The following is a 13,126-nucleotide window of genomic DNA, read 5'->3' on the forward strand; positions in this document are numbered from 1 at the left end:
AAGACTGCCCATGAACACCGTCATCATCCGCGAGGACGACCTCGTCGAAACCATCGCCGACGCGCTCCAGTACATCAGCTATTTCCACCCGATGGACTATATCCGCGCATTGGCCGCGGCCTATGAGCGCGAAGTGTCGCCCGCCGCGAAGGACGCGATGGCGCAGATATTGTCGAACAGCCGCATGTGCGCCGAAGGGCATCGCCCGATCTGCCAGGACACCGGCATCGTCACCGTCTTCATCAAATGGGGCATGGACTGCCGCCTCGACTCACCCCGCAGCCTGCAGCAGGTCGTCGACGAGGGCGTGCGCAAGGCGTATCTCCACCCCGAAAACAAGCTCCGCGCCTCGATCCTCGCCGACCCGGCGTTCAGCCGCGTGAACACGAAGGACAACACCCCCTCGGTCCTCAACGTCGAGATGGTCCCCGGCGCCAAGGTCGTGATCGACGTCGCCGCGAAGGGCGGCGGCAGCGAGAACAAGTCGAAGTTCAAGATGATGAATCCCAGCGACAGCATCGTCGACTGGGTACTCGAAATGGTCCCGCAGATGGGCGCCGGCTGGTGCCCGCCGGGCATGCTCGGCATCGGCATCGGCGGCACCGCCGAAAAGGCGATGCTGCTCGCCAAGCAATCGCTGATGGACCCGATCGACATGACCGAGCTGCTCGCGCGCGGGCCTTCGTCGCCGACCGAGGAACTGCGCATCGAGCTGTATGAAAAGGTCAATGCGCTCGGCATCGGCGCGCAGGGGCTCGGCGGCCTCGCCACCGTGCTCGACGTCAAGATCGCCGACTGGCCGACGCACGCGGCGTCGAAGCCGGTCGCGATGATCCCGAACTGCGCCGCAACACGCCATGCGCACGTGACGCTCGACGGCAGCGGCCCGGCCTATCTCGAAAAGCCGGTGCTCGCAGACTATCCGCAGATCGACTGGGCGCCCGACAAGGCGGCGATCCGCGTCGACCTCGACGCGCTGACCCCGGAGGTCGTCGCGAGCTGGAAGCAGGGCGACCGGCTGCTGCTCAACGGCAAGATGCTCACCGGCCGCGACGCCGCGCACAAACGCATCGCCGACATGCTCGCGAAGGGCGAGGAACTGCCCGTCGAGTTCAAGGGCCGCGTCATCTATTATGTCGGCCCGGTCGACCCGGTCGGCGAAGAAATCGTCGGCCCCGCGGGCCCGACCACCGCGACACGCATGGACAAGTTCATGGACATGATGCTCGAACAGGGCCTGCTCGCCTGCGTCGGCAAGGCCGAACGCGGCCCCGCCGCGACGCAGGCGATCGCCAAGCACAAGAGCGCCTATCTGATGGCCGTCGGCGGCGCGGCGTACCTGGTGGCGCGCGCGATCAAGGGCAGCAAGGTCGTCGGTTTCGCCGACCTCGGCATGGAAGCGATCTACGAGTTCGAGGTGCAGGACTTCCCCGTCACCGTCGCGGTCGACAGCGAAGGCCAGAATGTCCACGTCAACGCGCCGGCACTGTGGCAAAAGCGGATCAGGGACGAAGGGTTGCTGGAGAAGGCGTGACGCGCCCTCCCCTTCCCCGTCACCCCGGCGAAGGCCGGGGTCTCGCCCTCTCAACCATCAACCTCCGAAACGGGGAGATCCCGGCCTTCGCCGCGATGACGATGTGGGGTAGGGTCGGTCCATGCGCCAACCCTGCGTTTACATTCTGACCAACCGCAACAACCAGCTTTTCTATATCGGGGTCACGGGCGACATCGCTGCCCGCATGATGCAACACCGCGCGGGAATGGGCTCCGCGCACTGCCAGCGTTACAACATCCGCAAGCTCGTCCACGCCGAATTCCACGCAACCATGATCGAAGCCATTGCGCGCGAGAAGGCCTTGAAGGAGTGGCATCGCGACTGGAAACGCCGATTGATTGGTGAGAGCAATCCGGAGTGGAATGACCTGTTCGATAGGCTGCTCGGATAGCGCCGCAACAGATCGTCACCCCGGCAAAGGCCAGGCTCACCCGCGCGGCCACGAGCCCCCGCACTGGCGAGATCCCGGCCTGCGCCGGGATGACATTATGGGGATGAGGTCGCCCCAAGACAAACTCACCCTCAGGCATAGGCATTGTCGCCTTGCCTTCCGCGCCCGCGCGTTCGAAAACGCCCCCCAATTCCATATCATAAGGGGGACGCCAGATGGACTTGAGCGATACCGATCGACTGAACCGCCGCGACATCATTCGCGGCACCGCGATGCTCGGGGCGGGCGCCGCTTTCCTGCAGCCGCTGCCGCTTTTCGCGCAGGCGGGATCGCTCGCCGATATCCGCAAGGCGGCGCAGGCGGGAAAGGAAGCCTCGATCAAGCGCATCCGCGACTGGGTAGCCCTGCCCTCGATCGCCGCCGAGGACCGCAACATGCCCGAGGGGGCGGCCTATTTCGCCGAGCTCGCCAAGGATGCCGGCTTCACCCACGTCGAAGTCGTCCCGACCGACGGCCATCCCGGCGTCTTTGCAACGCTCGACGTCGGCGCACCGCGCACGCTCGGCCTCTATCTGATGTACGACGTCAAGCAGTACGACCCCGCCGAATGGTCGTCGCCGCCGCTCGAAGGGCGGATGGTCGAACGCAAGAATCTCGGGCTGACGATGGTCGGGCGCGGCAGCGCCAACCACAAGGGGCCCGAGGGCACGTTCCTCGCCGCGATGCACGCGATCCGCGCCGCCGGCCGCAAGCTGCCGGTCAACCTCGTCCTGATCTGCGAAGGCGAGGAAGAGATCGGCTCGCCGCATTTCCGCCAGCTCGTCACCAAGCCGCATATTCTGGCCGCGCTGCAGAAGTGCGACGGCGTCTTCATGCCGACCGCGATGCAGGACATGGAAGGCGGCGCGACGATCGAGCTCGGCGCCAAGGGCATCATCGAACTCGAACTCGTCGCGAGCGGCGAGAAATGGGGCCGAGGGCCGAAGAAGGATGTGCACAGCAGCCTGAAGGCGATGCTCGATTCGCCCGCCTGGCGGCTGGTGCAGGCGCTCCAGACGCTCGTCACCCCCGACGGCAACACCCCGGCGATCGACGGCTGGTTCGAAAATGTCCGCAAGCTTTCGGATCGCGAAAAGGCGATGATCCGCGACGCGATCAAGCACACCAACGAAGCGCAGATGAAGGACGATCTGGGCGTCACCCGCTGGATCGACGACCTGTCGCTCGAGGATGCGATGGTCCGCCTGATGCAGGAGCCGACGGTCAATATCGAGGGACTCGTCGCGGGCTATACCGGCCCCGGCGGCAAGACGATCCTGCCGGGCCGCGCCGTCGCCAAGCTCGACCTGCGCCTCGTTCCCAACCAGACGCGCGCCGAGGCAACGCAAAAGCTGCGCGCCCATCTCGACAAGCGCGGTTTCAACGACGTCGAGGTCAATATCTCGGGCGGCTATGACCCGACCGAGACCGACGAGAACAGCGCGCTGATCCGCGCCGAGATCGCGACCTACAAGAAGCTCGGCGTGCGGCCGAACCTCAGCGTCCGCCTCGCGGGAAGCTGGCCCGGCGGCACCTTCACCCAGCCGCCGGTATCGGTGCCGGTCGGCCGCTTCGGGCTCAGCACCGGCGGCAACGCCCACGCCCCCGACGAATATTATCTGATCGATTCGACCAATCCCAAGGTCGCCGGGCTCGTCGATTCAACGATGGGTTACGTCGAATTCCTCTACACGCTCGCGGCGATCAAATAGCGTAGCGGCGGGCCCTTCGGGGCTTGCACTGGCGGGGCTTTCGTTCATTCTCCGGGTCCCCGACCCGGAAAATGATGCCGGCCCATGCAAGAAGCCGTCGACCTTTATTCGCCCCACTCGCCCCAACAGATCGCGCGCACGCTCAAGCGGATCATGGACGACCCGATGCCGGGCGCGAAGGCGCGCGTCTATGGCAAGGGCAGCGAATGCGACATGGTGCTGCGGTATCGCCAGCGCAATTCGCGCACCAATATGGAACCCGTGCTCGACGCGGTGATGGATTCGTACCGGGGCGGCACACGGATCACCGGCACCTTCGGCACGCCGCCCGGCGCGCGCTACTTCCCCTATATCTGGGTCGGTTTCCTGTCGCTTTTCGTCATCGGCGGCATCCTTGCCTTCCTCTACATCCCCGGCGCCGGACTGTTCGCGACCATCTTTGCCGGTATCCCGCTCCTGATGATCTTCGCCGGCCTCGCCGCATTTCGTGCCCAGCCGGAGCCCGCCGAAGACAAGGCGAAAATTCTCGACTTCCTTGCCCGCGAAATCGACGCCCGGCCGATCGCGTAACGGGGCGTAACAGGCAAATCCCCGACACGCGCTTGCGTTTCGGTGCGGGATCGGCACATTGCTTCGCATACGAACCAGAGAGGGGACGCATGATGGATTTCCGTGAGCTTGACCGCCTGAACCGCCGTGACCTGCTGCGCGGCACCGCGATGCTGGGGGCCGGCGCCGCCTTCATGCAGCCACTGCCGCTGCTCGCGCAGGCGGGGTCGATGAGCGACGTCCGCAAGGCGGTCGAGGCCGGCAAGGATGCGTCGATCAAGCGGCTGCGCGACTGGATCGCCCTTCCCTCGATTGCTGCCGAGAACCGCAACATGACCGAGGGCGCGGCCTATATGGCCGAACTCGCAAAGGATGCGGGCTTCACCAATGTCGAGATCGTGCCGACCGACGGTCATCCCGGGGTGTTCGGGACGATCGACGTCGGGGCGAAGCGCACGCTCGGCATCTATTTCATGTACGACGTGAAGCAATATGACCCCGCCGAATGGTCGTCGCCGCCGCTCGAAGGCAAGATGGTCGACCGCCCCGGCTTCGGCCAGTCGATCATGGGCCGCGGCGCGGTGAACCAGAAGGGTCCCGAAGCGACCTTCCTCGCCGCGCTCCACGCGATCCGCGCCGCCGGACGCAAGCTGCCGGTCAACATCGTCCTCGTCTGCGAAGGCGAGGAGGAGATCGGATCGCCGCACTTCCGCCAGATCGCGACCAAGCCCAATATCCTCGCCGCGCTCAAGAAATGCGAGGGCATCTTCATCCCGATGCCGGGTCAGGACAGCAGCGGCAATGTCTCGGTCAACTTGGGGTCGAAGGGGATCATCGAGCTCGAACTGGTCGCGAGCGGCGAGAAATGGGGCCGCGGACCGAAGAAGGATGTGCATTCGAGCCTGAAGGCGATGGTCGATTCGCCGGCATGGCGGCTGGTGCAGGCGCTGCAGACGCTGGTCACCAAGGACGGCAACACCCCGGCGATCGAGGGCTGGTTCGAGAATGTCCGCCCGCTGACCGAGCGCGAGAAGACGTTGATCCGCGAGGCGGCCAAGGCCGACAATGACGAAGCGCAGATGAAGCAGGCGCTCGGCGTCACCCACTGGATCGACAATCTGTCTTATGACGACGCGCTGATCCGCCTTGCGCAGGAGCCGACGGTCAATATCGAGGGGCTGGTCGCGGGCTATACCGGCCCGGGCGGGAAGACGGTGCTGCCCGGCCGCGCGGTCGCCAAGCTCGACCTGCGCCTCGTGCCCAACCAGACGCGCGCCGAGGCGGAGAAGAAGCTGCGCGCGCATCTCGACAAACATGGCTTCACCGACGTCGAAGTGAACGTCTCGGGCGGTTACGACCCCACCGAGGTCGACGAAAAGAGCAGCCTGATCCGCAGCGAGCTGGCGACTTATAAAAAGCTCGGCGTGAATGCGAGCCTCAACGCGCGCATGGCGGGGAGCTGGCCCGGCGCGACCTTCACTGCGCCGCCGGTGTCGATCCCGGCGGGGCATTTCGGCATCGGCCATGGCTCGGGCGCGCATGCTCCCGACGAATATTATCTGATCGATTCGACCAATCCGAAGGTCGCCGGGCTTGTCGATGCGACGATGGGATACGCCGAGTTCCTCTACACGCTCGCGGCGATCAAATAGGGCAAATAGGGGCGAAGCCTTGGCGGGAGATCTCAACGGCGTCGCGCATGTCATCCTGACCGCGGGCGATTTCGCGCGCTCGACCGCTTTCTGGCGCGCGATGATCGCCTATCTGGACCTCAAGCTGGTGCTCGACAGCGAGCATATGCTTTACGGTGTCGGCGGGCGCACGGCGATCGGCATCCGCATCGGCAGCCCCGAAAACGCCGGCAAGCGTTTCGATCAGGGCGCGCCGGGGCTGCACCATGCCTGCTTCCGGATGCGCGACCGCGCCGCGATCGACGCCGTCCATGCCTTTCTGAGCGCGCGCGACGATATCCACATCGTCCACGCGCCGCAGGAGGAGCCGTGGGCGCCGGGCTATTATTCGGTGCTCTTCGAGGACCCCGACGGCATCCGCATCGAATTCAACCATGTCCCCGGCGTCGGCCTGCTCGCCGATGGCGAGCAGATCGGCGGCGCCGACGCGTTCGATTAGAAGCCGTAGACCAGGGTAAAGCGCGTCAGCGTGTCGAGCTTTTCGATCCCCCGCGGGGGATTGGTGTCGAGTTCGGCCGAATAGGCGAGCCGCGCCGACAGCGCGCCGGTGAGTTTGGCGTTGAGCGCGGTCAGCGAGCTCACCGCGACGTTGCGCTCGCCGAAAATCGTCGAGGCGACCTGCGTGACGCGGATGGTCGGCGACAATTGCCAGCCGAAGTCGAGACCGGCCAGCCCGGTCAATTCGCTGTCGGTGAGGCCGGTGATATAGTCGGTGTGCCGCCAGGTCGGGCCGCCCTTCAGGCTCAGCGACAGGGTTTTCTTGTCGACGACCTTGTACCCCAAGCCGGCCGACACATTCCAGCGCGTGTCGTAGCCGAGGACGCGATCCTGTTCCCAGCGGCCGAGGCCATAGGCGAAAGCGCGGTCGCTGACCCGATATTGCGGTTCGAGTTCGACGAGGAAGCGTTCGACCGAGGTCCGGCCGTTCGAGCGCTGGTAATCGGCCTGGGCGCGGAACTTGTGGTTCCAGTCGAGCCCCTTGCGGGCGAGCGCGATGCCGGCGCTGAGCCCCTTCGAACTCGTGTTGCCGGTGCTCAGCGTCGCGCCGATCTGCCCCTCGCCTTTCCAGTTTTGCCAGATTTTGGCGCTCGCGAGCTTGGCCCGTGCTGCCGCCGCCGCCTCGTCCCTCACCCGCTTGCGTTCGGCGCGATAGGCGACGAGTTCTGCATCGATCCTCGCCGCCTCGTCGGGATAGGTGGCTTTCGCCAGCTTTCCCACGGCCTCGACATCGGCATCCTTGCCGCCCGCGATCGCCGCGGCGAGCATTTCGCCCGCCGGGTCGGGCGGGAGCACCGGCGGATAGATGCCCCGATACTCCGCCAGCATCGCGTCGATTTCCGCAATATTGCGCGGATTGGCGATCCTCGCGGCCTTAACCACCGCTTCGACATCGGCGTCCGCACCGCTCGCCATCGCGGCCTCGATCATCGCGCGCGCCGCATCGGGCAAGGCCGGCGGACGCACGATAATTTCGGGCACCGGTACCGGATTGGCGAGCACCGGGTCGGCGAGCGCAGGGTTCGGTTGCGGCGGGTCGACGGGCTCCTGCGCGGCCTCTGCGGGCGAAGCAAGCATGGTCAGCGGCAGGCAAAGCAGTGCCAGTCGGGGAAGGGCTGTCACCGAAGGTCCTTCTCTGGGGGCAGAAGCCGGGTTCGTTCGATCATGGGCGCGGCCGGCGCGCGTCGATGCATCCCTATAACCGGAAAGATGCTGGCATTTCCACCCCGCCTGCCCCATTTCAAAACCATGTGGATTGCAATCATCGCCATTTTCTGCGCCGGCGTCGGCAATTTCGCGATGCACCGCGCCTTCATGGAAAGCGACGATCCGCTGGTGCAGCAAATGCTGAAACCGATGACCGACAAGGTCGGGCCCAATATCACCTATGTGTTCGAATTCCTGCTGCTGGTCGGCGCGATGGCGATCGCGACGCGTAACTGGTTCACCGCACTGATGGTCTACGGCCTTTACACCATCTTCAACGCGATGGCGTTCAGTTGGGTGACGAACCGGCCGAAGTGACACCGGCCTGCCAAGCGGGTCCACTGATCGGGAGCCCCTGCTTCGCGAGCCTGTCGAGCACGCCGTCCGGCTCGGCCAGCACGCGCAGCGGCACGACCGCTAGCGTCACGCCGGGCTGCGCGGCCGCGTCGTTGATCGCGCCGACCCATTGCTGGCGGATTTCCGTACCGAAGCCGTCGGTCGTCCACGGCCAGCAGCGCCCGAGCGCTTCCTCGAGCGGATTGGCCATCACCGCCGGCACGTCGAACTCGGTCCACGCCCGGCCGCGCGCCGTCACGATATCGCCGCCCGCTTCGGTCGCGGTCATCGCCGCGTCGAGGCAGGCGATATGCGTTTCGGGCGGTGCGGCGAAGAGATTGTCGAGCATGTCCTCGCCGCGCACCTCGCCGACCGGCTGCGTCGGAATTTTCGACTGGCGCGCCGCCTTGCGGACGACGTCGGAGGCGTCGTCGGCGGTGTCCTTGTTGAACGACAGGCGTTTCGACAGCAGGTCGAACGCCGTCATCAGGAAGTTCGAGCGCGCATAATCATGATCGAAACGGGTTTCGAGCGCCCGCAGCCGCTGCATCTGGCGCGCATCGAGATAGTCGGCGGCGACGCGCCCCTTGGGCAATTTGGTGAGCGCGCCGCCCTTAAAGATCAGCCGCAAGATGTCGCCCGGCGACACCTTCGCCTTGGTGCCGAGGATGACGCGCTGCGCGCGGTCGGTGGCGCCCTCCAGCCGCTGGGGCCGCCACGGCGTCGCCTTGGGTACCGCGGCGATCTCACCAACGAGAATTACCACCCCGGCGTCGGTGTCGATCGTCCACATCGGCGCGCCCGAACGGCGCGCGGTGACGACGATCTCGTCATTGGCATCGGCGGCGGGCGTCTCTGTCGGCGCCGCCTCTGCAGGCGGCACAGCAACCGTCGCAGCGGCAAGCAGCAGGGCATGAGCAAGGCTCATGCGACGCCGTGATACCACCAGACGCCGTCGCGATCCTCGCGGCCCACCCGCCCCTCGACCTCCAGCCGCTGGAGGTGGGCGAGCGCTTCGCCGGTCGCCATGCCCAATTGCTCGGGACCGATCGGCCGGTTGAACAGCAGCGGAAAGCTGTCGACCGCGCGCATCGGTTCCTTCGCGATCGCCTCGGCAAGATTATAGAGCCGCATGCGATGCTCGTCGCGGAGTGCCATCAGGCGGACGTGCAGCCCCTTGAACGGTTCGCCGTGCGCCGGGCAGACGATGACGTCGCCGGGCACCGTCGCGATCAGCTTGTCGATCGACGCCAGCCATTCGCCGAGCGGGTCGGCGTCGGGTTCGGTGATGTTGATCGAGACGTTCGAACTGATCCGCGGCAGCACCTGATCGCCCGATACCAGCACGCCGGCGCGCTCGTTCCACAGGCAGGCATGTTCGGGGCTGTGTCCCGACCCGACGACGACACGCCATTGATGCGTGCCCATGTCGAGCAGGTCGCCGTCCTTGATCCGCCGGTAGCTGCGCGGCAGCGGGTAGGTCACAAGGCCGAAGCGGCCCCAGCCGCCGTTCCTCTGCGCCTCGATCTGTTCGTCGTCCCAGCCCGCGGCGCGCGACTGGAGCAGCGCCTCGTCGGGCACGGTCTCGCTGGTGTCGCCGACGATCATCCGCGCGGTGAGCATCTCGCCGCGCGTCATCCAGAGCTGGACGTCCTGCTTTTTCGCGATCCAGCCGGCGAGTCCGATATGGTCGGGGTGGAGGTGCGTGCCGATGACGCGCGTGATACGCTTTTCCTTCAGCGCCCCGGCATAAAGCGCCTTCCACGCATCCGAACAGATGGTCAGGCAGACGCCGGTGTCGACCACCGCAACGCCCTCTCCCCCGTCAGCGGTAACGTCGTCGAGCAGCCAACTGTTGATATGGCCGAGCGAGCCCGGCATCGGGATGCGCGCCCAGCTGATCCCGTCGGCGATGCGGATCGTCTCGCCAGCCCCCGGGGCGGCTTCGCCCCACGGATAGGTCAGCCCGGCGCGGCTCGTCGCGGTAAAGCTGTCGTCCTGCGTCAGCGAGGCGTCCGGCGAGCCGCTGACCGCCGGGATATCGTCCTCGTCGCCGCCTGCCATGCGTCAGGCCTGTTCTTCGCCGGCTTCCTCGGCGGCGCGCGCTTCGTTGGCCGCGGTGCGCTCGGCGCGCAGTTCCTCGAGCAGCGCTTCGCGGTCGCCTTCGAAACGGCTGTCCTCGGGCGCCTTGATGCCGGCCTTCTTCGCCGCCTTGGCGACGAGCGCGTCGAGTTCGCGCTGCGAGCAGAGGCCGAGCGTCACGGGATCCTTGGGCACGATGTTGGCGCTGTTCCAGTGGCTGCGGTCGCGGATCGCGCCGATCGTGTTGCGCGTCGTGCCGATCAGCTTGCCGATCGCACCGTCCGAAACCTCGGGGTGGTTCTTCAGGATCCATGCGATGCCGTCGGGCTTGTCCTGCCGCTTGCTGACCGGGGTGTAGCGCGGGCCGCGGGTGCGGCGGATGGTGTCCTGCGCCTGCACGCTCATCTTGAGCTTGTAGTTCGGGTCCTGCTGGCCCTTCTCGATTTCGTCCATCGACAGCTCGTGCGCGCGGACCGGATCGCGGCCGGTATATTTGGTCGCCGCAGTCTCGTCGGCGATCGCCTGCACTTCGAGAATGTGGATGCCGCAATATTCGGCGATCTGCGCGAAAGTGAGACCGGTGTTGTCGACCAGCCAAGCGGCGGTCGCATGCGGCATCAACGGGGTCGGGTTGGCATTGGCCATGACGAAATCTCCAGGCGGAAATAATAAGGGCCGCCCCTCGCGGGGCGGCCGGACATTGAAACGCGCCTTATACCGGATCGGCGGTGGCGGCAAGGCCCTGCGCCGCGCCGGCTTGGACGTCACTAGACCCTAGGCAATGAGCAGAATATCGTATACTAAATTCGATATCAGGATCGCCGGCACGGCGGGTCGCAACAGGGAAGGACAGCAAGATGACGATCAGCAGGCGCGATATGATCCGGGGCGGCGGCGCACTGGCGGCCTTCGCCTGGGCAGCTCCGGCGCTGGGCAAGGCGGCGGACATCGCACCGCTGATGAAGGATGCCGACGCGCTCTATAACGAGTCGATCATCATCGACATGCTGTGCGACGAATATCGCGATGCGAGCGGGCTCGAACAGATCAAGCTGAGCGGGCTCACCACGATGAGCACCACGCTCGGCGTGCGGCGTCCCGAGAGCCCGCGCGGCAGTTATATGATGAACGGCTTCACGCGCGACAACGGCATCGCCGACTGCGTCGCGTGGAACAAGTTCATCGCGGAAAACAACACTATCATCGCGCCGGCGCGCTCGGCCGCCGACATCCGCAGCGCGAAGGCGGCGGGCAAGACGTCGGTGATGCTCAACTTCCAGAACGCGCCGATCGACGGCGAACTCGACAATATCGATATGTTCCACGGTCTCGGCATCCGCGTGATGCAGGTCACCTATAACGAACGCAATCTGCTCGGCGACGGATCGACCGAGCGCACCAATGCCGGGCTCAGCGACTTCGGCATCGCGGCGGTGCACCGGATGAACGAGGTCGGCATCCTCGTCGATTCGTCGCACTCGGGCGCTCAGACGACGATGGACGCGATCACCTTTTCGAAGCGTCCGCCGATCATCTCGCACTCCAACTGCGCGGCGCTCAACGAGCATCCCCGCACCAAGTCGGACGAGATCATCCGCGCGCTCGCCAAGAAGGGCGGCGTGATGGGGCTGACCACGGTCAACACGATGGTGAAGCGCGATTTCCCGGTGACGATGGAACATTGGCTCGACCATGTCGATCACATCGTCAAGCTGGTCGGGGTCGACCATGTCGGTTTCGGCACCGACACGCTGATCCGCGGCTGGCCGACCGATCCCAAGCAGAAGCAGGAATTCCTCGACGCCTATGGCGAGCCCTATTTCAAGTCGAGCTATCGCTTCCGCTATCCGTTCGGGACCGAGGGCATGAACGATGCGAAGAAATGGCGTTTCGCGACGGCAGGCCTGATCAAGCGCGGCTACAAGGAAGCCGATATCGTCAAGATCCTCGGCGGCAACTGGCTGCGCGTCATCGCCGACGTCGTCGGCTGACGGTCGTTCAGACCGTCAGGACGATCTTGCCGACATGCTCGCCCGCCTGCATGCGGGCGTGCGCGGCACCGGCTTCGGCGAGCGGGAAGCTGCGGTCCATCGTCGGCTTCCACGCGCCCTCCGACAGGCGCGGCCAGAGCGTGCGATGGATCTCGTCGGCGAGCGCCGCCTTGAAGTCGGCGCTGCGCGCTCGCAGCGTCGACCCGGTCATCGTCAGGCGCCGCCGCATGAGCTGCGAAATGTCGATCTCGGCCTTCGCGCCGCGCTGGAAAGCGATGGTGACATGGCGCCCGTCCTCGGCAAGACACGCAAGGTTGCGCGGCACATAGTCGCCGCCGACCATGTCGAGCACCGCATCGACGCCGCGTCCGCCGGTAAAAGCCTTCACCGCCTCGACATAGTCCTCGGTGGAATAGTCGATGGCAAGATCGGCGCCGAGGGCGCGCGCCGCATCGCATTTCGCGGCGCTGCCGCAAGTGACGATCACCTTGATATCGAACAGCCCGCAAAGCCCGATCGCGGTGGTCCCGATGCCGCTAGTGCCACCATGGACGAGCACCGTATCGCCTTCCTGCACCCACGCGCGCTCGAACAGATTGTGCCACACGGTGAAGACGGTTTCGGGGAGCGCCGCGGCCTCGGCCATCGAAAAGCCCCGCGGCACCGGCAGACAGCTTCCCGCCGGCGCGGTGCAATATTCGGCATAGCCGCCGCCCGCGACCAGCGCACACGCCGCCTGCCCCAGATGCTCGGGATCGCCGCCCGCCCCGATCGCGACGATCGTGCCCGCGACCTCGAGCCCCGGCAGGTCGGACGCGCCCGGCGGCGGCGGGTAAAAGCCCATGCGTTGCAGCACGTCGGGACGGTTGACGCCCGCCGCGCCGACGCGGATCAGCACCTCGCCCGGCCCCGGTTGCGGCACGGGGCGGTCCACCGGCTGCAACGTCTCGGGCCCGCCCGGCTCGCTGATCGCGATGGCGGTCATGCTTGTCGGCACGCTGGTCACGCTAAATCCCCCACTTTCCACGCCAAAGTCTGGCCCGGATCCCTCGGCCCGCCTTATTGACAGTGCGAGG

At 66.0% G+C, this 13,126-nt stretch carries 13 protein-coding genes; 8 read left to right on the forward strand and 5 right to left on the reverse strand.

Annotated elements, in window-relative coordinates; genetic code table 11:
• Positions 1–10: 10 nt before the first annotated feature.
• The 6 genes from AN936_RS16810 (at position 11) to AN936_RS16835 (ending at position 6,376) form a co-directional block, all read left to right on the forward strand.
• A complete protein-coding gene (locus tag AN936_RS16810; protein ID WP_054589116.1) occupies positions 11–1,534 on the forward strand; it encodes a fumarate hydratase in 1,524 nt (507 codons plus the stop codon).
• Between the two features lie 121 nt (positions 1,535–1,655).
• Complete coding sequence (locus tag AN936_RS16815) at positions 1,656–1,946, forward strand: GIY-YIG nuclease family protein (RefSeq protein ID WP_054589117.1); 291 nt, start codon at positions 1,656–1,658, stop codon at positions 1,944–1,946.
• A gap of 215 nt (positions 1,947–2,161) precedes the next feature.
• Positions 2,162–3,697, forward strand: a complete 1,536-nt coding sequence (locus tag AN936_RS16820) for a M20/M25/M40 family metallo-hydrolase (RefSeq protein ID WP_054589118.1) — start codon at positions 2,162–2,164, stop codon at positions 3,695–3,697.
• An 84-nt stretch (positions 3,698–3,781) separates the two neighbouring features.
• On the forward strand, positions 3,782–4,267 hold the full coding sequence (locus AN936_RS16825; protein ID WP_054589119.1) for a hypothetical protein: 486 nt from the start codon (positions 3,782–3,784) through the stop codon (positions 4,265–4,267).
• Between the two features lie 92 nt (positions 4,268–4,359).
• Positions 4,360–5,898 (forward strand): M20/M25/M40 family metallo-hydrolase, encoded by a 1,539-nt coding sequence (locus tag AN936_RS16830; RefSeq protein WP_054590365.1) that lies wholly within the window; start codon positions 4,360–4,362, stop codon positions 5,896–5,898.
• A 19-nt stretch (positions 5,899–5,917) separates the two neighbouring features.
• Positions 5,918–6,376: a VOC family protein gene (locus tag AN936_RS16835; RefSeq protein WP_054589120.1), complete on the forward strand. Its 459-nt coding sequence runs from the start codon at positions 5,918–5,920 to the stop codon at positions 6,374–6,376.
• Here AN936_RS16835 and AN936_RS16840 read toward each other — a convergent pair.
• Positions 6,373–7,557 carry a DUF481 domain-containing protein gene (locus AN936_RS16840; protein WP_234715610.1) on the reverse strand — a complete coding sequence of 395 codons (1,185 nt, stop codon included), beginning with the start codon at positions 7,555–7,557 and terminating at the stop codon, positions 6,373–6,375. The two genes, AN936_RS16835 and AN936_RS16840, sit on opposite strands and share 4 nt — an antisense overlap.
• Positions 7,558–7,683: 126 nt before the next feature.
• Between AN936_RS16840 and AN936_RS16845 the strand changes: the two genes are divergently transcribed.
• Positions 7,684–7,959, forward strand: a complete 276-nt coding sequence (locus AN936_RS16845) for a hypothetical protein (protein ID WP_149037700.1) — start codon at positions 7,684–7,686, stop codon at positions 7,957–7,959.
• On the opposite strand, the gene AN936_RS16850 is transcribed toward AN936_RS16845, so the two are convergent.
• From AN936_RS16850 to AN936_RS16860, 3 genes are read right to left on the reverse strand one after another with little or no spacing between them, the layout of a single operon-like run.
• Positions 7,931–8,905 (reverse strand): TraB/GumN family protein, encoded by a 975-nt coding sequence (locus tag AN936_RS16850; protein ID WP_234715611.1) that lies wholly within the window; start codon positions 8,903–8,905, stop codon positions 7,931–7,933. The two genes, AN936_RS16845 and AN936_RS16850, sit on opposite strands and share 29 nt — an antisense overlap.
• The gene (locus AN936_RS16855; protein WP_054589122.1) at positions 8,902–10,041 is read right to left on the reverse strand and encodes an MBL fold metallo-hydrolase; all 1,140 of its coding nucleotides are present in this window, start codon (positions 10,039–10,041) and stop codon (positions 8,902–8,904) included. Before AN936_RS16855 ends, AN936_RS16850 begins: the two co-directional genes overlap by 4 nt.
• A gap of 3 nt (positions 10,042–10,044) precedes the next feature.
• A complete protein-coding gene (locus AN936_RS16860; protein ID WP_234715612.1) occupies positions 10,045–10,704 on the reverse strand; it encodes a DUF1013 domain-containing protein in 660 nt (219 codons plus the stop codon).
• Between the two features lie 212 nt (positions 10,705–10,916).
• On the opposite strand from AN936_RS16860, the gene AN936_RS16865 reads away from it, so the two are divergent.
• The gene (locus tag AN936_RS16865) at positions 10,917–12,050 is read left to right on the forward strand and encodes a dipeptidase (protein WP_054589123.1); all 1,134 of its coding nucleotides are present in this window, start codon (positions 10,917–10,919) and stop codon (positions 12,048–12,050) included.
• Positions 12,051–12,057: 7 nt separating this feature from the next.
• Here the strand turns inward: AN936_RS16865 and AN936_RS16870 are convergent, their stop codons facing one another.
• The gene (locus AN936_RS16870) at positions 12,058–13,056 is read right to left on the reverse strand and encodes an NAD(P)H-quinone oxidoreductase (RefSeq protein ID WP_084758452.1); all 999 of its coding nucleotides are present in this window, start codon (positions 13,054–13,056) and stop codon (positions 12,058–12,060) included.
• Positions 13,057–13,126: the final 70 nt, after the last annotated feature.

This window comes from Sphingopyxis macrogoltabida (assembly GCF_001307295.1).
Classification (GTDB): Bacteria; Pseudomonadota; Alphaproteobacteria; order Sphingomonadales; family Sphingomonadaceae; genus Sphingopyxis; species Sphingopyxis macrogoltabida_B.

Bases quoted from the DNA above. Each gene is read 5' to 3' on its own strand.
- AN936_RS16810 (WP_054589116.1), top strand. From the start codon at position 11: ATGAACACCGTCATCATCCGCGAGGACGACCTCGTCGAAACCATCGCC.
- AN936_RS16865 (WP_054589123.1), top strand. From the start codon at position 10,917: ATGACGATCAGCAGGCGCGATATGATCCGGGGCGGCGGCGCACTGGCG.
- AN936_RS16860 (WP_234715612.1), bottom strand. From the start codon at position 10,704: ATGGCCAATGCCAACCCGACCCCGTTGATGCCGCATGCGACCGCCGCT.
- AN936_RS16820 (WP_054589118.1), top strand. From the start codon at position 2,162: ATGGACTTGAGCGATACCGATCGACTGAACCGCCGCGACATCATTCGC.
- AN936_RS16850 (WP_234715611.1), bottom strand. From the start codon at position 8,905: ATGAGCCTTGCTCATGCCCTGCTGCTTGCCGCTGCGACGGTTGCTGTG.
- AN936_RS16825 (WP_054589119.1), top strand. From the start codon at position 3,782: ATGCAAGAAGCCGTCGACCTTTATTCGCCCCACTCGCCCCAACAGATC.
- AN936_RS16845 (WP_149037700.1), top strand. From the start codon at position 7,684: ATGTGGATTGCAATCATCGCCATTTTCTGCGCCGGCGTCGGCAATTTC.
- AN936_RS16830 (WP_054590365.1), top strand. From the start codon at position 4,360: ATGGATTTCCGTGAGCTTGACCGCCTGAACCGCCGTGACCTGCTGCGC.
- AN936_RS16855 (WP_054589122.1), bottom strand. From the start codon at position 10,041: ATGGCAGGCGGCGACGAGGACGATATCCCGGCGGTCAGCGGCTCGCCG.
- AN936_RS16815 (WP_054589117.1), top strand. From the start codon at position 1,656: ATGCGCCAACCCTGCGTTTACATTCTGACCAACCGCAACAACCAGCTT.